This window comes from Xaviernesmea oryzae, from assembly GCF_900109605.1.
Lineage (GTDB): Bacteria > Pseudomonadota > Alphaproteobacteria > Rhizobiales > Rhizobiaceae > Xaviernesmea > Xaviernesmea oryzae.
The window spans coordinates 209,405-229,268 of the sequence record NZ_FOAM01000005.1 but is presented as its reverse complement, the minus strand read 5'-3'; the positions used below and the strand labels follow the sequence as shown (position 1 = coordinate 229,268).

At 64.7% G+C, this 19,864-nt stretch carries 18 protein-coding genes; 8 read left to right on the top strand and 10 right to left on the bottom strand.

What is annotated here, in order from left to right; translation table 11 throughout:
• Window positions 1-59 precede the first annotated feature (59 nt).
• On the top strand, window positions 60-965 hold the full coding sequence (locus BMX61_RS08165; RefSeq protein ID WP_075626318.1) for a dihydrodipicolinate synthase family protein: 906 nt from the start codon (window positions 60-62) through the stop codon (window positions 963-965).
• A gap of 27 nt (window positions 966-992) precedes the next feature.
• On the opposite strand, the gene BMX61_RS08160 is transcribed toward BMX61_RS08165, so the two are convergent.
• From BMX61_RS08160 to hutI, 7 genes are all read right to left on the bottom strand, one after another.
• Window positions 993-2,357, bottom strand: a complete 1,365-nt coding sequence (locus BMX61_RS08160; protein WP_083639290.1) for an O-acetylhomoserine aminocarboxypropyltransferase/cysteine synthase family protein — start codon at window positions 2,355-2,357, stop codon at window positions 993-995.
• 97 nt (window positions 2,358-2,454) lie between these two features.
• Window positions 2,455-3,495, bottom strand: a complete 1,041-nt coding sequence (locus BMX61_RS08155) for an isopenicillin N synthase family dioxygenase (protein ID WP_075626319.1) — start codon at window positions 3,493-3,495, stop codon at window positions 2,455-2,457.
• Between the two features lie 197 nt (window positions 3,496-3,692).
• The gene (locus tag BMX61_RS08150; protein ID WP_075626320.1) at window positions 3,693-4,256 is read right to left on the bottom strand and encodes a HutD/Ves family protein; all 564 of its coding nucleotides are present in this window, start codon (window positions 4,254-4,256) and stop codon (window positions 3,693-3,695) included.
• A gap of 4 nt (window positions 4,257-4,260) precedes the next feature.
• Window positions 4,261-5,946, bottom strand: coding sequence for a urocanate hydratase (hutU, locus tag BMX61_RS08145; RefSeq protein ID WP_075626321.1), 1,686 nt, complete (start codon window positions 5,944-5,946; stop codon window positions 4,261-4,263).
• A 15-nt stretch (window positions 5,947-5,961) separates the two neighbouring features.
• Window positions 5,962-6,771: an N-formylglutamate deformylase gene (gene hutG, locus BMX61_RS08140; RefSeq protein WP_075626322.1), complete on the bottom strand. Its 810-nt coding sequence runs from the start codon at window positions 6,769-6,771 to the stop codon at window positions 5,962-5,964.
• A 45-nt stretch (window positions 6,772-6,816) separates the two neighbouring features.
• Window positions 6,817-8,355, bottom strand: a complete 1,539-nt coding sequence (gene hutH, locus BMX61_RS08135) for a histidine ammonia-lyase (RefSeq protein ID WP_075626323.1) — start codon at window positions 8,353-8,355, stop codon at window positions 6,817-6,819.
• Window positions 8,352-9,617, bottom strand: coding sequence for an imidazolonepropionase (hutI, locus tag BMX61_RS08130; protein ID WP_075626324.1), 1,266 nt, complete (start codon window positions 9,615-9,617; stop codon window positions 8,352-8,354). The genes hutH and hutI overlap by 4 nt, the downstream gene beginning before the upstream one ends.
• Before the next feature lie 132 nt (window positions 9,618-9,749).
• Here hutI and BMX61_RS08125 point away from each other — a divergent pair, with 132 nt between their 5' ends.
• Both BMX61_RS08125 and hutC read left to right on the top strand, forming a co-directional pair.
• The gene (locus BMX61_RS08125) at window positions 9,750-11,096 is read left to right on the top strand and encodes a formimidoylglutamate deiminase (RefSeq protein ID WP_075626325.1); all 1,347 of its coding nucleotides are present in this window, start codon (window positions 9,750-9,752) and stop codon (window positions 11,094-11,096) included.
• A 140-nt stretch (window positions 11,097-11,236) separates the two neighbouring features.
• Window positions 11,237-11,962: a histidine utilization repressor gene (gene hutC, locus BMX61_RS08120; protein ID WP_075626326.1), complete on the top strand. Its 726-nt coding sequence runs from the start codon at window positions 11,237-11,239 to the stop codon at window positions 11,960-11,962.
• A 35-nt stretch (window positions 11,963-11,997) separates the two neighbouring features.
• Here the strand turns inward: hutC and BMX61_RS08115 are convergent, their stop codons facing one another.
• The gene (locus BMX61_RS08115) at window positions 11,998-12,399 is read right to left on the bottom strand and encodes a DUF930 domain-containing protein (RefSeq protein ID WP_075626327.1); all 402 of its coding nucleotides are present in this window, start codon (window positions 12,397-12,399) and stop codon (window positions 11,998-12,000) included.
• Between the two features lie 495 nt (window positions 12,400-12,894).
• Between BMX61_RS08115 and BMX61_RS08110 the strand changes: the two genes are divergently transcribed.
• The 3 genes from BMX61_RS08110 (at window position 12,895) to BMX61_RS08100 (ending at window position 16,686) form a co-directional block, all read left to right on the top strand.
• Entirely contained in the window at window positions 12,895-14,667 is a 1,773-nt protein-coding gene (locus tag BMX61_RS08110) for a GGDEF domain-containing protein (RefSeq protein ID WP_139198892.1), read from the top strand.
• A gap of 139 nt (window positions 14,668-14,806) precedes the next feature.
• Window positions 14,807-15,514, top strand: a complete 708-nt coding sequence (gene queC, locus BMX61_RS08105) for a 7-cyano-7-deazaguanine synthase QueC (RefSeq protein WP_075626329.1) — start codon at window positions 14,807-14,809, stop codon at window positions 15,512-15,514.
• A 128-nt stretch (window positions 15,515-15,642) separates the two neighbouring features.
• Window positions 15,643-16,686, top strand: a complete 1,044-nt coding sequence (locus BMX61_RS08100; protein WP_075626330.1) for a zinc-dependent alcohol dehydrogenase family protein — start codon at window positions 15,643-15,645, stop codon at window positions 16,684-16,686.
• Between the two features lie 25 nt (window positions 16,687-16,711).
• On the opposite strand, the gene BMX61_RS08095 is transcribed toward BMX61_RS08100, so the two are convergent.
• Both BMX61_RS08095 and BMX61_RS08090 read right to left on the bottom strand, forming a co-directional pair.
• Window positions 16,712-16,981, bottom strand: a complete 270-nt coding sequence (locus BMX61_RS08095) for a WGR domain-containing protein (RefSeq protein ID WP_075626331.1) — start codon at window positions 16,979-16,981, stop codon at window positions 16,712-16,714.
• Window positions 16,982-17,075: 94 nt separating this feature from the next.
• On the bottom strand, window positions 17,076-17,984 hold the full coding sequence (locus BMX61_RS08090; protein WP_075626332.1) for a LysR family transcriptional regulator ArgP: 909 nt from the start codon (window positions 17,982-17,984) through the stop codon (window positions 17,076-17,078).
• A 115-nt stretch (window positions 17,985-18,099) separates the two neighbouring features.
• Here BMX61_RS08090 and BMX61_RS08085 point away from each other — a divergent pair, with 115 nt between their 5' ends.
• On the top strand, window positions 18,100-18,708 hold the full coding sequence (locus tag BMX61_RS08085) for a LysE/ArgO family amino acid transporter (protein ID WP_075626333.1): 609 nt from the start codon (window positions 18,100-18,102) through the stop codon (window positions 18,706-18,708).
• A 159-nt stretch (window positions 18,709-18,867) separates the two neighbouring features.
• Window positions 18,868-19,857, top strand: a complete 990-nt coding sequence (locus BMX61_RS08080; protein WP_075626334.1) for a BMP family protein — start codon at window positions 18,868-18,870, stop codon at window positions 19,855-19,857.
• The last annotated feature ends 7 nt before the right edge of the window (window positions 19,858-19,864 follow it).

Sequence of the window (19,864 nt, the reverse complement as noted above, 5' to 3'; positions counted from 1 at the left end):
GTCCAAGGCCAAAGCGATCGCGCCTGAGCCGGACGAGGTCTAGAAACCGGAGTACCATCATGTCCACCAGCACCGCGCCCAAGCGCGCCTTCGTCGCCCTCGTGACCTGCTTCAATACCGATGAAACGATCAATTACGCCGCGACCCGTGCGCAAGTGCGCCGGCAGGTGGAAGCTGGCAACAACATCATGTGCGCCGGCACCAACGGCGATTTCACCGCGCTGACACATGAGGAAAAGATCCGGCTGACGGAAGAGGTGGTGGACGAGGTGGCGGGCCGGGCGCAGGTCATCGTCAATGCCGGCATGCCCGCCACCTTCGAGACCCTGCAGCTCGCCCGAGCCTTCGACCGCATCGGCGTCGACGGCATCGCGGTGATCACGCCCTTCTTCATCGCCTGCACGCAGGATGGCCTGGTGCGCCACTTCTCCACCATCGCGGATGCGGTGAAGACGCCTGTCTATCTCTACGACATCCCCGCCCGCACGCAGAACCATATCGAGCCGGAGACGGCGGCCCGGCTCGCCGACCACGGCAATATTGCCGGCATCAAGGACTCCGGCGGCGCGCAGGAGACGCTTGCGGCCTATCTGCAGGTGTCCAGGGAAAAGCCTGGTTTCACCGTCTATTCCGGGCCGGACCATCTGGTGCTGTGGTCGCTGCAAAATGGTGCAGCCGGCTGTATCTCCGGCCTGGGCAATGCCATGCCGGAGGTCCTGGCGGGCATTGTCGGCGCGTATAATGCCGGGGACCTTGCCGAGGCCGAGCGCCACCAGGCGACATTTGCCGCCTTCCGAACGGAGCTATACGCCCTTGGCTTCGCGCCGGCCATGGTCAAGCGTGCGCTTTATCTGCGCGATCCGTCGGTCGGTGCCAGCCGCCAGCCGGCTCTTCTGCCGGATGCCGACCAGGATGCCAAGCTGCGCACGCTACTTGCGCGTTATGCCCTTCTGCCGTCCGCGTGAGGCCAGCAGACGAGGTCTTCGACGGCGTCAGGACCGCTCCAGCGCCTGGGCAATATCGGCGACGATATCCTCGGCATGTTCGATGCCAATTGAAAGGCGGATATAGCCAGGGGTGACGCCCGCCGCCAGCTGCTCCTCGGCGGTCAGCTGCGAATGGGTCGTCGTCGATGGGTGGATGGCGAGCGAGCGGGCATCGCCGATATTGGCGACGTGATAGAGTAATTGCAGGCTATCGATGAAGCGGCGGCCGGCCTCGCGCCCGTCCTTCAGCTCGAAGCCGACCAATGCACCCCAATGTCCGGACTTGAGATAGCGCCGCGCCCGCTCCCCGGCCTTGCCCTCGTGAAATTTCGGGAAGATCACCTTGGCGACCTTCGGATGTTGCTTGAGAAAGTCGGCGACCTCAGCCGCATTTTCATTATGCTGGCGCAGCCTCAGCGGCAGGGTCTCGAGCCCCTGGATGAACTGGAACGCATTTTGCGGACTGACGGCCGCGCCGATATCGCGCAGCAGCACGGCGCGGATGCGCAGGATATAGGGATGGAAATCAATGGCAGCGGCCTTCTCGATCCAGCTCTTGCCATGATAGCTCGGATCGGGCTCGTGTAGCGTCGGCAGACGCTCGGCCAGATCGGCCCAGGGGAAGTTGCCGCCATCGACGATTGCCCCGCCGATCGATGTGCCATGGCCGCCAATATATTTGGTCGTGGAATAGACCACGACGGCGGCGCCGTGCTCCAGCGGCCGGATGATCAGCGGCGCGGCAGTGTTGTCCACGATCAAGGGAATGCCGTGGCGCCGGCCGATCTCCGCCACCTCGGCGATGGGGAAGACCTCGAGCTTGGGATTGGGCAGCGATTCCGCATAATAGGCCCGGGTGCGCGCGTCGGTGGCGCGGGCGAAGGCCTCGGGATCGTTGGCATCGACGAAGCGTGTCTCGATGCCGAAGCTCTTCAGCGTGGCGGCAAACAGCGCCCAGGTGCCGCCATAAAGGCCGGCGGCGCTGACGATGTTGTCGCCAGCACGGGCAAGATTCAAGATCGCGAAGGCCGAGGCCGCCTGGCCGGATGCCAGCGCCAGCGCCGCTGCTCCGCCTTCGAGCTCCGCCAGCCGCTGCTCGAAGGCATCCTGCGTCGGGTTGGAGACGCGGGTGTAGAGATGGCCCGGCGCCTCCAGCGCAAAGAGCTTGTCCGCTCCTTCTGTGCCGGGAAGCTGGTAGGAACTCGTTTGATAGATCGGCACGGCCACCGCGCCAGTCGCGGGATCGAAGCGGAAGCCTCCTCCATGAAGCGCGATGGTTTCGGGATGGCGCCGCAGACTGCGCGGCCCGGAGGCGCCCTTCGGCGCTGCCGGCGTTTCGGGAATGGCAACAGGCGGATTGTGGATGGTCATGCTCTCTGCCTTTCGTGTGCGTGTCGTCTTGAGGGAGGGGGCGAGGACCTGCCGGCCGTCCGGCAGGTCGCGGTCCAGGTCTCGGGCAGCGCAGGCCTCAGGCCGGTACGGCTTCTTTCTGCGCGGGGTCGATCAGGTCGGCATGATGGGCGCGGGCAACATCGGGGTGGGAGCGCAGACGGCTCTTCAACACGTTGCGGCCGACCTCGCGGAAAAGCGGATTGAGCGGATCCTGCGTGACGCCGGAGACTTCCGCCGCAAGCGCCGCTGGCAGGTCCAGCACGGGGATGGTGGCGGCGAGATTGGCGCCGAGGAAGAAGGGGATCGACAGCCGCTCGCCGCCGGCCGGCGGCGTCACCACCCGGTGGATATTGGCCTTGAGATAGCCGTTGGAGGCCAGCTCAAGCAACTCGCCGACATTGACGACGAAAGTGCGGGGAATAGGTGCCGCATCGATCCAGCCGCCGGCGCCGTCATCCACCTGCAATCCGCCGACACGATCCTGCAGCAGAAGCGTGACGAAGCCGCCATCCTTGTGTGCGCCCACGCCCTGGTCGCTCTCCGTCTGGTCACGGCCGGGATAGCGCACGATCTTCAGAAGCTGGTTCGGCCCGTTGCTGTAGATCGGCGCGAAGACATCGGGCGTCTGCCCCAGTGCTTCGGAAAAGGCCTGCAGCACCTTGATGCCGACCGCCGTGACATCGTCGATCCACTTCAGAACGGCCGGGCGCAGCTCCGGCAAGGCCGAGGGAAACTGGTTGGGCCCGATCAGCCGCTTCCACGGCGGGTCACCGGGCGCGAGTGTCAACTTTTCCCGCTCCGGCCCGAAATCGACCTGCTCGCGCCAATCCTGTGCGCCGCGGGTATATTCGAGCCCCGCACGGTTATAGCCGCGGAAATGCGGCGAGCGGCGCATTTCGATCTCCAGCTTGCTCTCCAGCGGCAGGGCGAAGAAGCGCCGCGCCAGCGCGGTCAGCGCGTCGATCTCGGCCTGCGCGATGCCATGTCCCGTCAGATAGAAGAAGCCGAGACTGCGTGCGACATGACGCAGTTCCTCAAGCGCGGCGGCGCGTTCGGGATGATCGGGCGCGAAACGCCGGAGATCCAGAATAGGAAGCCTTTTGATGGATTGGGTCATGAGATCCTCCTGTCATGCTTCAGACTAGGAGGGTGGCGAGGATATCTACAGAATGAATAGACTATTTGCCGGGCACGTCGTAAAATTTCTTGTTCCCTATTCAAGGGTGACGAGGCGGTCTTTGGCGCAGGCAAACGCTGGGAATGACGCCGGGATGATCGACGCACTGGAGAGGCGCGTTGCCACCGCGGGCTGTTTTACCGCAACAGGCGGACCAGAAAGCCATCGCCGCTACCGTCCAGTCGCAAATCGGCCGTGCTCGTGAGATCGACAGCATCCTCGGAGACGATTTCGACCGTTTCGCCGCCGGCACGGGCCGTAAGGGCGCCTGCGCGGCAGACCAGAAACGCAGCGTCGCAAGGCTGCAGAGAGATATCCTCGCCGGCCTGGATCGGCGTAACCTCGTGGCGCCAGGCGCTAAGGCGGGTCATCACGTTTAGATCGAGGATCGGCCCGTCCACGAGTTCGGCCGCGACGGGGATCTCGGCGGAAAATGTGAAGGGCGGGCTCGTAAGCGTGACGAGGCGCGTCTCTTCGCCCGATGGCGTCAGCCTGATGCCAGCGCCATTCAGAATGCAGAGCGTGCGCTCGATTCCGGGAAAGAGCGAGAAGGGGCCATCGCTGGCGACATGCGCCATGCTCAGCCGCCAGTCGAAATCCACAAGCGTTGTCGCACCGGGGGAAATGGCGATCTCCCGCGTCTCCCCGCCGCCATTCTTCCAGGGCATGCGCCGATGGTGGCGGGCGGGGAGGAGACGCATGGCCTTATTCTCCGAGAATGGCGGGCAGGCGCAGGCCCTGCTCGCGGGCACAATCGAGCGCGATCTCATAGCCGGCATCGGCATGGCGCATGACGCCGGTGGCCGGATCGTTCCACAGCACGCGCTCGATCCGCCGGTCGGCATCCTCGCTGCCATCGCAGCAGATGACCATCCCCGAGTGCTGGGAAAAGCCCATGCCGACGCCGCCGCCGTGATGCAGCGAGACCCAGGTGGCGCCGGACGCCGTATTGAGCAGGGCGTTCAGCAGCGGCCAGTCGGAGACCGCGTCCGAACCATCCTTCATCGCTTCGGTCTCGCGGTTGGGCGAGGCGACCGAGCCGGAATCGAGATGGTCGCGACCGATCACGACTGGAGCCTTCAGCTCGCCCTTGCGCACCATTTCGTTGAAAGCGAGGCCGAGGCGGTGGCGGTCGCCGAGGCCGACCCAGCAGATGCGCGCCGGCAGGCCCTGGAAGGCGATGCGCTCGCGCGCCATGTCGAGCCAATTGTGCAGGTGGTGATTGTCGGGCAGAAGCTCCTTCACCTTGGCATCGGTCCGGTAAATATCCTCCGGATCGCCGGAAAGCGCCGCCCAACGGAAGGGCCCGATGCCCCGGCAGAAGAGCGGGCGGATATAGGCGGGCACGAAGCCGGGGAAGGCGAAGGCGTTTTCCAGCCCCTCATCCTTGGCCACCTGGCGGATATTGTTGCCATAATCCAGCGTCGGCACGCCGGCGTTCCAGAAATCGACCATGGCGGCGACATGCTGCTTCATCGAGGCGCGGGCGGCCGCTTCCACGGCTTTCGGGTCGCTCTCGCGCTTGGCGCGGGCCTCTTCCACGCTCCAGCCGGCTGGCAGATAGCCGTTGCGCGGATCATGGGCCGAGGTCTGGTCGGTGACGATATCCGGACGCGGACCGCCTGCCTGCATGCGGCGGACAAGCTCGGGGAAGATCTCGGCGGCATTGCCGAGCAGACCGACGGACTTGGCTTCGCCCGCCTTGGTCCAGCGGTCGATCATCTCAAGCGCTTCGTCCAGGCTGCGGGCCTTTTCGTCGACATAGCGGGTGCGCAGGCGGAAATCGATGCGCGTCTCGTCGCATTCCACCGCCAGGCAGCAGGCGCCGGCCATGACGGCGGCGAGCGGCTGGGCGCCGCCCATGCCGCCAAGCCCGCCTGTCAAGATCCAGCGGCCCGTGAGGTTGCCGTCATAATGCTGGCGGCCGGCCTCCACGAAGGTCTCATAGGTGCCCTGCACGATGCCCTGCGTGCCGATATAGATCCAGGAGCCGGCGGTCATCTGGCCATACATGGCGAGACCCTTCTGATCCAGCTCGTTGAAATGGTCCCAGGTGGCCCAATGCGGCACCAGATTGGAATTGGCGATCAGAACGCGCGGCGCGTCCTTATGGGTGCGGAAGACGCCGACCGGCTTGCCGGACTGCACCAGCAGCGTTTCTTCGTCGCTCAAGCTCTTCAGTGCGGCGACGATCCGGTCGAAATCGGCCCAGGTGCGGGCGGCACGGCCGATGCCACCATAGACCACCAGCTCATGCGGATTTTCGGCGACGTCAGGGTCGAGATTGTTCATCAGCATGCGCAGCGGCGCTTCGGTCAGCCAGCTCTTGGCGTTGAGCTCGTTGCCGCGCGGCGCGCGGATCTCGCGGATGTTGTGGCGTGGATCGGTCACGGCAGAAGTTCCCTGTTATCGTTGAGCAGTGAGGTCGGCGGCAAGCGCTTCGAGCCGCTGGAGAATCGCGCCGAGATGGGGGCGCAGCCGCTCCGCTTTGCCGGCATCATAAGCGAAGGGTGGCGCTTCCTCGGCAAGATGGGTGGCTTGGGCCAGCTCCATCTGAATGGCATGCTGACCCTCGGAAGGCCGTCCGTAATGCCGGGTGGTCCAGCCGCCCTTGAAGCGGCCATTGAGAACGGCGCTGTAGTCGATCGCGCTATTCGCGATATCGAAGGCCGCAGCCTCGATGCGGGCGTCGCAGGTCCGGCCCATATCGGTGCCGATGTTGAAATCCGGCAGCCGACCCTCAAAGAGGAAGGGAATATGCGAGCGGATCGAATGGCAGTCATAGAGAATGGCCACGCCATGGATCGCCTTCACCCGTGCAATTTCTGCCTCCAGTGCCGTATGATAGGGCTGGTGGAAGTCGCGCAGGCGAGCGGCCAGATCGGCCTCATCCGGTCCTTCGCCTTCGTTCCAGATCGCCACGCCGTCGAAATCGGTCTCGGGCACCAGGCCCGTGGTGTTCTGGCCCGGATAGAGGCTTGCGCCTGACGGATCGCGATTGGCGTCAACGACATAGCGATGGAAGGTGGCGCGCACCGTCGTCACGTTGTCCAGCAGCCCGTCATAGAGCCGGTGGATATGCCAGTCCGTATCGGCCAGCAGCCGGCCATTATCGTTCAGCCGCGCCCAGATGTCCGGCGGCACCTCGGTGCCCGTATGCGGGAAGCCGAGGATGACGGGCGAGCGCCCCTGTTTGATGTCCACGACCTTGCTCATGACAAGCTCTCCTTTTTTCGGTCCGTGGCGTCGATGCCGCGCCGTTCAACGCCCCGACAGTGCGGGCAGCAGGTCGGGCTCGATCGTTTCGACCAATGCGCCGGTGGCGATCAAATGGCTGGCGACTTCCAGATCGTCGGCCATGTAGCGGTCTTCGGTCAGCGCCGGCACGACGGCGCGGACCGTGGCGATGACTTTCTGCAAAGCCGGACTTGTCGTCAGGGGCCTGCGCAGCTCCACGCCTTGGCTTGCCGTCAGCGCCTCGATGCCGATAATGCCGAAGAGATTGTCGGTCATCTGAAAAAGCCGCCTTGCGCCATGGCAGGCCATGGACACATGGTCCTCCTGATTGGCCGAGGTCGGCGTGGAATCGACGGAGGCCGGGTGGGCGAGCTGCTTGTTCTCCGACATCAGCGCGGCTGAGGTCACCTCGGCGATCATCAGCCCGGAATTCAGCCCCGGCTTGACCGCGAGGAAGGCCGGCAGGCCATAGGACAGCGCGGGATCGACCAGCAATGCGATGCGCCGCTGGGCGATCGCGCCGATCTCACACACCGCGAGCGCGATCTGGTCGGCGGCAAAGGCGACGGGTTCGGCATGGAAATTGCCGCCTGAGACGACCGAACCGTCCGATAGCACCAGCGGATTGTCGGTCACCGCATTGGCCTCGATCTCCAGCGTGCGGGCGACGTTGCGCAGAATGTCGAGGCAGGCGCCGTCCACCTGCGGCTGGCAGCGGATGCAATAGGGGTCCTGCACCCGCTCGTCGCCCTCGATATGGCTTTCGCGAATGGCGGAGCCGGCAAGCAGGTCGCGCAGCGCCGCCGCCGCATCGATCTGGCCCTGATGGCCGCGCAGCGTGTGAATGTCGGGATGGAAGGGGGCGGACGAGCCCATGGCCGCATCGGTGGAAAGCGCACCCGTGATCAGCGCCGCCTGCGCCGCGCGATGCGCCCGGAACAGGCCAGCGAGCGCCAGGCCGGTGGACACCTGCGTGCCGTTGATCAGCGCCAGCCCTTCCTTGGCGGCAAGCACGATGGGCTCAAGCCCGGCGCGCTTCAGAGCTTCGCTACCGGGCAGCCGCTCGCCTTTAAAGAAGGCTTCGCCCGCGCCGATCATCACCGCCGTCATATGGGCGAGCGGCGCAAGATCGCCGGATGCGCCGACCGAGCCCTTTTCCGGGATCACGGGCGTCACGTCCCTTTCCAGCATCGCCTCGATCAGCCGCACCAGCGCCAGCCGCACGCCGGAGGCTCCGCGCCCGAGCGACATCAGCTTCAGCACCATGATCAGCCGGACGATCTCGCGCTTCAGCGGCGCGCCGAGGCCGCAGCAATGCGAAAGAATGAGATTGCGCTGCAGGGTCGCGACATCGGCGCTGTCGATCTTGATCGAGGCCAGTTTGCCGAAGCCGGTATTGATGCCATAGACCGGCGCATTGCCTGCCGCGATCTCGGCGATCCGACCGGCGGCTGCCTCGATACCCGCATCGAACTCGGGCGAAAGGCGCGCGGCTTCGCCGGTCCAGTAGATCCGGGCAAGTTGATCGAGCGTCACGGCGCCCGGATGCAGAAGAAGGGTCATCGACGGGTTTCCTCGCCTTTGTAAATGCGTGCATGGAGCGGGTTGAAGCCGATGCGGTAGACCAGCTCTGCCGGGCTTCCGATCGACCAGATCGCCAAATCGGCGGATTTGCCAGCTTCGAGCGTGCCGATCTCGGCAAGCAGGCCAAGCGCGCGCGCGCCTTCGCGGGTTATGCCGGCAAGGCACTCTTCCACCGTCAGACCGAAGAACGTGGCCGCCATATTCATGGTCAGCAGCAGCGAGGTCAGCGGCGAGGTGCCGGGATTGCAGTCCGTGGCAATCGCAATGGGCACGCCGGCCTGGCGCAGGCCCGCCACCGGCGGCGCCTGCGTCTCGCGAATGGCATAGAAGGCGCCGGGCAGCAGCACGGCGACGGTGCCGGCCTTGGCCATGGCGGCGATGCCGTCTTCGTCGAGATATTCCAGATGATCCGCCGAGAGCGCGCCATAGGAAGCGGCAAGCTTTGCCCCACCGAGATTGGAGAGCTGCTCGGCATGCAGCTTGACTGGCAGGCCAAGAGCGGTGGCGCGGTCGAAGACGCGGGCGATTTCAGCAGGCGAAAAAGCGATCCCCTCACAGAAGCCATCGACCGCGTCGACCAGTCCGGCCGCATGCGCTTCGTCCAGACCAGGCAGGACGACCTCGTTGAGATAGGCATCCGCACGGCCCCTGTAATTGGCCGGCAAGGCATGAGCGGCGAGGTAGCTGGTGGCGATGCGAAGCGGCCGGATATTGCCGAGCGCGCGCGCTGCCTTGAGCATGCGGATCTCGCCCTCGCGGCTCAGCCCATAGCCGGATTTGACCTCCAACGTGGTGACACCTTCGCCGATCAGCGTATCGACGCGGGGCAGCGCGCTTTCGACAAGGCCCTCGACGGACAGCGCATTGGTGGCCTTGACCGAGGAAACGATACCGCCGCCTGCGCGCGCGATTTCTTCATAGCTCGCGCCTTGCAGCCGCATTTCGAATTCACGGGCGCGGTTGCCGCCATGGACGATGTGGCTGTGGCAATCGACCAGGCCCGGCGTGACCCAGCGGCCATCGAGATCGATGGTCTGCGTTCCCGCAGGCAGGCTCGACGGCAGCGCCGCCTGCGGGCCAGCATAGACGATACGGCCGCGATCAGCGAGGATTGCGCCATGCTCGATGATGCCGAGGCCCGGACGATCCGGTGCGAGAGTGGCCAGGCGGGCATTGCGCCAAAGCCTCGGCCCTGCCGGTTCGCGCCCGTCTCCCCTCAGGTCGAAATCGTCTTGAGACATCGATTGCACCTTTTCTTCGCTGCGAACATGTATATACATAATAAGCAGGCTGACAAGCGGAATTTCGAGGCAGGCGCCATCCCGTCATCCGGTGAGGCGTGACGAGACCGAAGAGACAGGGAGTGGCTTTCCATGGTGACATTGCATGCGCAGTCGGCGCTTCTGCCGCAGGGCTGGGCCGAAAATGTGCGGCTGACGCTCTCTTCCGGCCGGATCGACCGCGTGGAAACCGGCGTCGAGCCGGGGCCGGGGGACGAGCGCTGTGCCGCGCTGGTTCCGGCCATGCCCAATCTGCACAGCCATGCCTTTCAGCGTGCCATGGCCGGGCTTGCGGAGGAGCGGGGGCCAGGCGACGACAGCTTCTGGAGCTGGCGAACCGTGATGTATCGCTTTGCCCTGTCGATGACGCCGGAGCATGTCGAGGCGGTGGCCGCGCAGCTCTACATGGAGATGCTGGAAGCCGGCTTTGGTCGCGTCGGCGAGTTTCACTATCTGCATCATGACCGCGACGGCCGGCCCTATGAAAATCCCGCCGAGCTCTCGGAGCGCATTGCTGCGGCAAGCCAGAGCGCTGGGATCGGGCTGACGCTGCTTCCAGTGTTTTATGCGCATTCCGGCTTTGCCGGCGCCGCGCCGATCGAGGGACAGCGGCGGTTTATCCACGGGATCGATGCGTTCGCCGATCTTCTTGAGCGCTGCCGCGCGATGGGAGTAACGCTGCCCGGCTTTCGGCTGGGCCTGGCACCACACAGCCTGCGCGCGGTGACGCCGGACGAGCTGGCGGCATTGCTGCCGCTGGCGGGCGAGGGGCCGGTGCATATCCACGTGGCCGAACAGGTAAAAGAGGTGGAGGATTGTGTCGCCTGGTCCGGCGCGCGACCGGTGGAATGGCTGCTCGAACACGCGCCCGTCGACAGCAATTGGTGCCTGATTCATGCAACCCACATGACCAATGCAGAGGTGCAGGCCATGGCTGCTGCCGGCGCTATTGCCGGCCTCTGCCCGATCACCGAGGCCAATCTGGGCGACGGCACCTTTGCCGCGCCCGCCTTCCTGCAGGCCGGAGGCCGTTTCGGCATCGGCTCCGATTCGAACGTGCTGATCGCGCTCGATCAGGAATTGCGGCAGCTCGAATATTCGCAGCGCCTTGCCCATCGCGCGCGCAACGTCATCGCGAAGAGCGGCTGCTCGACCGGCGGACGCCTGTTTTCCGCGGCCTTGGATGGTGGCGGCCGCGCGCTGGCAGCGCCCGTCGGCTTGAGCGCCGGTATGGCAGCCGATCTCGTTTCGCTCGATCTCAGCGGCATACCCGGCGCGGCTGGCGACCGCATTCTCGACCACTGGATCTTTGCCGGCACTGTCGCGGTCGATAGTGTGTGGACCGGCGGCGTGCGGCAGGTGGAAAAGGGCCGTCACCGCCATCGCGAGGCCATCAACAGCCGATTCAAGGCCGCCATGGCCGACCTGATGGAGGCTTGAATGCCAGCGATGGACCGTCGCGGCAGCGAAACGATCTTGCCGCTTTCCGCATCTCCATCATCTTGGCTGAGAGACGGGCGGATGCGGGGTGATGGAAGAGGACGCGCGTGCGCATCGAGCGGAGCTGAGAAAAGAGCAGCATGGACGAAGGCCGGGACAAGACGCTGCACCAGCGCATCCTCACAGACATTGAGGGAAACATCGTGTCGGGCCGCTGGCCGCCGGGCACGCGCATTCCCTTCGAGGTCGATCTGGCGGAGCGCTACGGCTGTTCGCGCATGACCGTCAACAAGGTGCTGTCGCAGCTTGCCAAGGCCGGCCTGATCGAAAGGCGGCGCAAGTCGGGCAGCTTCGTCACCCAGCCCCAGGCGCAGTCGGCCGTGCTGGAGATCCACGACATCCAGGCAGAGGTTCAATCTCTCAACCTGCCCTATGCGTTTTCGCTCATCGGCGCCAGGAAGCGGCTGGCCAAGGCGGAGGATCTTCGGCGGCTGGACCTGGACAAGGGTGCGTCGCTTTTCGAGGTGACCTGCCTGCACCAGGCCGGCGGACACCCCTTTTGTCTGGAAGAGCGGCTGATCAATCTCGCCACGGTGCCGGATGCCGCCACGGCCGATTTTACCATCCTGCCGCCAGGCCCCTGGCTTGTCAGCCAGGTCCCTTGGAGCACGGCGGAGCACAGGATCCAGGCTATCGGCGCGAGTGCTGATGCCGCGGCGGCGCTGCACCTGCCGCGCGGCACACCCTGTCTCGTGGTCGAGCGGAGGACCTGGAGCCAGGAAGGCCCGGTCACGCATGTGCGCTTCACCTATCCCGGAGACCGGCATGCGCTGGTGGCCCGCTTCACGCCGGCGTCATCGACCTGACAGGTCGGGCATTCGCGCCCTGGCCTCAATCCGCTTCAATCGTAGAGGTAATGCGCTGGCCACTCGGCACGCGGAATCTCGGCTCCAAGTGTATAGTCCAACTGATGCGCATCGAGATGGCGCGGTCCGGTCTGGCAGCGGAAGGACAGCCGGTACCAGCGGCCATTGCTGCGCAGGGCCGCACCCGGCGCTTCCATCAGATTGGCTTTGATGACCGGGTCCTTGAAGGTGTAGGCGATGACCTTGTCGACATTGAAGCGGCTGCGCTCGCGATTGATCTGGTCCATCACCTCCGTATCGCAGGTCTGTTCCAGTCGCGTTTCCGGATCGAGCTTCATCAATTGGCCGTTCAGGCGCTCGTTGCTCAGCGCAAAGACCGGCGCGGACGTTCCGGTGGCGAGAAGGCTAACCAGGATGAAGAGGCTTGTGTGTTTCAACGGCTGGCTCCGGTTTTGGCAGGATGATCGCGGCAGCGGGTCGAAAGGCCGCGCTTATGGCCGCTGCCGTCCCGGCCTGTCAACCGTAGGCGGGACCTGATTTCTGGCCGCAAGCCAACAGCCGCCTTGCTCCGCTACAATCATTTGCGGAACCAAACTGCGCCTTGCCTTCGTGCTTCTTCAGAAGCGCCAGCCCTGTGCATAGCCGCGTTCGAACCATACTCTGACGACCAATTTACGGTGTGCGGCCTCAACCAAAAGCGGCAATCATTCGCCGCCTATCCGTTCATGTCCGCGCTATAATTAAGCGAGCCGTGACTATTAAGACACGCGTGACGCGAAATTTTGCCGATCTTAAGGTTCCGGGAAGGGGTTCTTCGTAAGCTCCTGCTGTGTAAAACCGCCCGCTGCGGCCGACGCTTACCCTCCCGGCCGATCAGCTTTGGGCGGGTCTGTGTCGTGCAGCGTGATGAAAGCGCCAGTTTGAACCGGAAATTGCGATCGATCGGGGATATTGCGCGGCTCGACGGCCTCTTCAGGCTGGGCGTGATCGTAACGCTATTGTGCACCGGAATTTTCGCCGCTGTGGTGCTCAGCCGATCCTATCGCGATTTCGTAACGGCGAACGATGACCTCCGGCAGATCGAGCGCTATCGCCTGGTGCTCGATGTCTCCAGCCGGCTGTCGTCCGAGCGCAATCCCTCGCATCTCATCATCGGCGCAGGCTCCACCGCACCTCCCGTTCTAATTCAAAAGCTTGCCACGCGGCGGGCTCGGGCCGACCAGGGCCTGCGTGATCTGGTCCAGGCCTTGCCCGAGGCCCGCGACCCCACGAGCGAGACGGCAAAGATCCTGGACCGGCTGCACACGGCGCTGAGCACAGCCCGTGGCCGGATCGATGCTCTGGCCGTGCTTCCGACCGCGCAACTGACCAGCGACGCTCTTCAGGAGGCTGTGGACAAGGAGCTGGTCGTTTCCGACCTTTACGAAGAACTGATCGATATGCAGGCGCGCCGCTTATCGCGCGAGGATGGCGACCTGACCAGCACCGTCTTTTTCGGGCGTATGCTGGCTGAGCTGCGTGACTACAGCGGACGGCTGCGCGCCGCCGTCATCGTGCCGTTGACGCTGGGCGAGCCGCTGCCGCTTGCCAACATCATTGCCGCCCGGCGCATGGAGGGCCGCGTTCTCCAGCTCTGGTCGATGATCGAGCAGGATCTGGCGGCCGAGACCGACTTGCGCATGGCCGATACGATCAATGCGGTGCGGGTCGGCTTCCTGCAGGATGGGCTGGCGCTGCTCAACCGGGTGATCTTCGACAGCATCGAGAAGAAGCCCTATTCGATCAACGCCATCCAGATGACCGAGGAATTCGGCCGCGTCCTGCGCCCTCTCGATGTTGCGCGCGAAGCGATCCTCGGGGCGATGCTCGAACGGTTCGAAGCGCGGCGCTGGGCCGCGCTGATGAAGATCGCCTCCTTCGCGGCAATGACGGTGCTGATCGCCGTAATCCTTCTGGCCATGAGCCGCCTTCTCGCGCGCGCCATCTTCGCGCCGCTGGTGACCGCGCATGATGCGGTGATGCAGCTGAGCCGCGGAGAGCGCCTGGCAGCGGCCGGTGACAGGCTCCATCGCGGTGAACTGGCCGAGCTGTTTACCGCGCTCGATGCGCTTGACCAGCGGCTGGCCGAGCGGGAGCGCCTGCTGCAGCAGACCATGCGCATGTCCGAGACCGACGCGCTGACCGGCCTGCACAACCGCCGGGCACTGGAGCTGATCGTGCGTCAGCGCGAACGCGACCAGCGCCAGACAGCCCTGATCCTGATCGATATCGACCGGTTCAAGGCCATCAACGACACGCATGGCCATCTGACGGGCGACGACATCCTTGTCGGTCTTGCCAAGCATCTCGAGCGCGTGCGGGACGCCAGCGGCGCCATTGCCACGGTCGCGCGCTTCGGCGGCGAGGAGTTCGCGATCCTGACCGTTGCGGGCGAGCTGGAGCAGGCTGCCGTCATGGCGGAAACCTTGCGCCGCTCGATTGCCGATCTCTCTTTTGAGCTTCCGGGCAAGGCGCCGCTACGCATCACTGCCAGTTTCGGCGTTGCCGTCGGTCCCTCGGATTTTCAAGCCTGGCAAAGCATTATGGCCGCAGCGGATGCCGCGCTTTACAAGGCCAAGGAGACTGGACGAAACCGGGTCTGCATCGATGCCGAGGGTTCCGTCCTTTCGGACGAGCGCACATCCGCTGCGCGCTTGCGCGCCTGATTTTCCAAACGACTCGCTGTTTTCAAAAAAGTTGACAGCTGTCATCACGCACGGCAAACCGCCTGGGCTGCCCAGACACGCCGGTGCGACCCCTGCGCCAAGGCCCGCTGCATATCTGTCGTGACGAAAGGCGCTCACCATGAAAACCATCGTCGTCTGTTCGGGAGGGCTAGATTCGGTCACGCTCGCGCACCGCATCGCCGCAACGCAGACCCTTATGGGGCTTCTCTCCTTCGATTACGGTCAGCGACACAAGAAGGAGCTGGACTTTGCCGCCCGCGCGGCGGCCAGGCTCGGTGTGCCGCATGATGTCATCGATCTCTCGCCGGTTGGACGGCAGCTGACCGGCTCGGCGTTGACCGACGATGTGGACGTGCCTGACGGGCATTATGCCGAGGAGACGATGAAGGCGACCGTCGTGCCCAACCGCAACGCCATTATGCTGGCCGTCGCCTTCGGCCTGGCGGCCGCGCGCGGCGCGGAGGCGGTGGCCGCCGCCGTGCATGGGGGCGATCACTTCATCTATCCCGATTGCCGGCCTGCCTTCATCGATGCCTTTCAGGCGATGCAGGATGCCGCGCTCGATGGATACGCCTCGATCCAACTCGTCACGCCGTATGTCCGCCTGTCGAAGGCGGATATCGTCAGCGATGGCGCCCGATATCAGGTGCCCTTTGCCGAGACCTGGTCCTGCTACAAGGGCGATCTGCGCCATTGTGGACGGTGCGGAACCTGCGTGGAACGGCGCGAGGCCTTTCATCTCGCCGGCATTGCCGATCCGACCGACTATGCCGATCCGGATTTCTGGCAGGCGGCAATCAAGGGCTTTCGCGCCGAAGAGGTCTGATGCGGGATTTGCAAGGGCGAGCAGTCCTGCAGTTTTCGGATGTCCTGTCGCCCGAAGGGTCTGGCGCGGCGACGCATTTCGCAGTCTAAGCGCAGGTGCACGCCTGTTCGGTAGAGGGAGCCCCTGCAATGAAAGCCATGCTGTTTGAAGCCTTTGGCCAGATGCCCGAGATTTCCACTGTTGCCGATCCGGTGCCGGCGCGCGGCGGCGTGGTGATCGAGGTCAAGGCGACGGGACTCTGCCGCAGCGACTGGCATGGCTGGATGGGGCACGATCCGGATATTCGCCTGCCGCATGTGCCCGGCCATGAATTTGCTGGTGTCGTGGCTGCCGTCGGCGCGGATGTCAAAAGCTTCCGCGTAGGGGAGCGGGTGACCGTGCCCTTCATTGCCGCCTGCGGCCATTGCCGGGAATGCCATGCCGGCCATCAGCAGGTCTGCGAGGCGCAGTTCCAGCCGGGCTTTACCCATTGGGGCTCTTTTGCCGAGTTCGTCGCGATCGACCGGGCGGATCATAATCTCGTGCGTCTGCCCGAGGCCATGGACTTTCCCACCGCGGCGAGCCTCGGCTGCCGCTTCGCCACCTCGTTTCGCGCGGTGGTGGACCAGGGCCGGGCGCGGGGTGGAGAGTGGGTGGCGGTGCATGGTGCCGGCGGCGTCGGCCTCTCGGCCATTATGATCGCGGCAGCGCTCGGCGCCCAGGTGGTGGCCATCGATGTGTCAGAGCCGAAGCTCGCGCGCGCTCGATCGCTCGGTGCCAGTGCAACGGTCAACAGCCGCGAGGTCGTTTCCGTCGTCGAGGCCGTGCGCGAGATCACCAGCGGTGGCGCGCATCTGTCGATCGATGCGCTCGGTCATCCCGAAACCTGCTTCAACTCGATTTCCAATCTTCGTCGGCGTGGCCGTCATGTTCAGGTCGGGCTGATGCTGGCCGAGCATGCTCGGCCGGAAATCCCGATGTCACAGGTCATTGCCCATGAGCTGGAAATCTACGGCAGCCATGGCATGCAGGCCTGGCGTTATGACGCCATGCTCGCCATGATCGAGAGCGGCAGCCTCAAGCCGGAGCGGCTACTGGGTGAGATGATTTCGCTCGAAGCCGCCGTAGCCGCTCTGGCGGACATGGGCCACAAGCCGCCCGACGGCATCAGCATCATCGATCCGCGACTTTAACGCGGCGCACAAGCCTGCCTTGCGCTCAAGCCGTATCGGGCGTGGCCGCCACGCAGGGCCTGTAGCCGCGGGCAAGCTTTTGGCGGAGCAGGGCCTCATGCGCCGCTTCCGCCTCCTGCGGCCGGTCGAAGAGGTCGATGCGCCTGTGGCCGCGCGTGCCGATACGGCCCCATTCCCGAACCATGGATACTGGGCCAAACAGGCTCGGCTCCAAGGTCAGGCGGTAGAAGCGGGCCATGTTGCGCGCGGGGTCTATGCGGCGCAGGTGAATGGGCAGGCTGAGAGAGGCTGGCATGAGCGCGAGTCTCGCTCATGCGGGAATCACGGGTCCAACGACTTCTTGGAATCGGTTCCGCCCGACCGATTCATCCGCGTGATGGATGGCTTTCTCAAGGTTGGACCAGCCCCTCTCGTGCGGCAGCCAGGATGGCGCGCGTCAGCGGCTTGATCTCCTCGGCCATCAGCCGGTTCACCTGCCAGTCGAGCGGCGTGTCGATGCAGATGCCGGGCATAAGCTCGACCAGCCGCCCCGCCTCCAGATGCGCTTTCACCAGCGGCGCCGGGTTCATGCCCCAGCCGAGGCCCAGCAAAGCGCCATCGACGAAGCTTTGCGACGAGGGCAGCCAGTGGGTGGGGTGGGCGATCTCGCGGCCCAGCGCCTTGGCGATCCAGTCGCTCTGCAGCCGGTCCTTGGTGTTGAAGGTCAGGGCAGGGGCGGCGGCAATCGCTTCCGGTGAGACGCCCTGCGGAAAATGTCGAGCGACGTAAGCCGGGCTGGCGGTGGCATGATAGCGCAGCGCGCCGAGCGGCTGGCGCTTGCAGCCCTGCACCGGCCGGCCGAGCGCCGTAACCGCCGCCACCACCTGGCCGCGCCTCAGCCAATCCGCCGTATGGTCCTGGTCATCGACAGCAATGTCGAGCAGCGCCAGGTCATCCTTGTTATAGGCCGCGGCGGCCGGCAGGAACCAGGTCGCAAGGCTGTCCGCGTTGACGGCGAGCCGCAGCGTGACCCGTGGCGCAGCGCCAGCGCCTGCCTGCGGCCCCAGCCCCGGGAGGCTCTTCAGAAGCGTGGCTTCGAGCATGCCGACATGCTCCATATGCCGGCAGAGCCAGGCGCCTTTCTCCGTTGCCTTGCACGGCGCGCCTCGCTGGATCAAAACCAGGCCCAGCCGCTCCTCCAACTGGCGCACGCGCTGCGAGATCGCCGATGGGGTCACAGAGAGCTTGCGGGCGGCGCGCTCGAAACTGCCGGTCTCGACCACGGCGGCCACAGCCGCAAGGGCAGGATAATCGAACATGATCGTCTTTAGCTCAGCTTCACCAACCTTAGCTGCTTTAATTAGCCTAAAGTCGATCCGCCATCTAGAAGCCCTGTCATACCCTGCTTCTCCGTCGCTTGAGGATTTGCATGACATGACCGCCAGCGTTTTCCTGACCGGGCTTGGCACCGGTCTCAGCCTCATCCTTGCCATTGGCGCGCAGAACGCCTTCGTTTTGCGCCAAGGGCTGAAGCGCGAGCATGTCTTCGTCGTTTGCCTGATCTGCGCGCTCTCGGATGCTGCCCTTGTCACCCTGGGTGTTGCGGGCTTTGGCACGGTAGCGCGGGTCATGCCTTGGCTCGATCCCGCCTTTCGCTATGGCGGCGCCGCCTTCCTGATGCTCTATGCCTTTCGCAGCCTCCAGGCCGCGCTGAAGCCGCATGCCGGCTTGAAGGCCGCGCCCGCTGCGCCTGCGAGCCTGCGCGCAACCATGCTGACGGCCTTGGCCCTGACCTTCCTCAATCCGCATGTCTATCTGGACACGGTCATTCTGCTCGGCAGCATCTCCACCCGCTTCCCCGCCAGTAAGCCCGCCTTTGCGGCAGGCGCCATGACGGCTTCGGCGCTGTTCTTCTTTTCGCTCGGCTATGGCGCGCGCCTGCTCGGTCCGCTCTTTGCCCGTCCTTCGGCGTGGCGGGTGCTGGATTTCATCATCGCGCTGATCATGGGCAGTATCGCGGTGAAATTGCTGATAGGCGATTGAGAAGGGCGGACGGTGAAGATGGCGAGAAATGGCCTTTTTCCGCCCCTGCGAAGGCCTGTGCATTGCCGCAATTTTCAGCTTTTTGTTCGCTTGACTTAATTTTGTGCGCTCCCTAAGAATTTAAACCAATTGGTAAAAATGCCAGAGGGGAACATCGTCATGCGCAATCCGATCATCCTGTCTCGACGTCATGTGCTGGCCTCCGGCCTCGCGCTCGGCGCCAGCGCGGCGCTGGGGCCGCTGGCCCGTGCAGCAGCGCCGGTCAAGGTCGCCGGCATTCACGGCTCTCCGGTGGAAAATGCCTGGAATTCGGTGCTGCACAAGGCGCTGCAGGATGCGGCCAAGGACGGCGTGATCGAATATGTCTTCTCCGAGGGCGTTTCGGGCACGGATTATCCCCGCGCCATGCGCGAATATGCCGAGCAGGGCGCCAAGCTGATCATCGGCGAAACCTTCCCGGTCGAAAAGCAGGCCCGCGAGGTGGCGGCCGACTATCCCGATACCGCCTTCGTCATGGGCTCCAGCGGCAAGGAAGCGGGCGATAATTTCGGCGTCTTCGGCACCTGGAATTTCGATGGCGCCTATCTCGCCGGCATGCTGGCGGGCAAGATGACCAAGTCCAACGTCGTCGGCTCGGTCGGCGCCATGCCGATCCCCGAGGTCAACATGCTGATCAATGCCTTTGCGGAGGGCGTGAAGGCGGTCAATCCCAATGCCAAGCATATGGTGACCTTCATCGGCACCTTCTTCGATCCGCCCAAGGCGCGCGAAGCCGGTCTTGCCCAGATCGATGCCGGGGCCGACATTCTCTTCGGCGAGCGCATCGGCACGGCGGATGCTGCCAAGGAGCGCAAGATCAAGTCGGTCGGCTCGCTGATCGACTATACGCCGCGCTATCCCGACACGGTCTTCGCCAATGCGCTATGGAATTTCCGCCCGATCCTCAATGCGGCGCTGGCTGATGTCGCCGCCGGCAAGCCGACCGGGCGCGACTACACGGCTTACGGCCTGATGAAGGAAGGCGGCAGCGATATCGTCTATGTCAAGGGCGTGGCCCCGGCCGAGGCGGAAGCCGCGATGGAAGCCAAGCGCGCGGAGATCAAGGCCGGCACCTTCGAAGTGCCGAAGATCATGACCGAGCCGAAGTAAGCGGTTT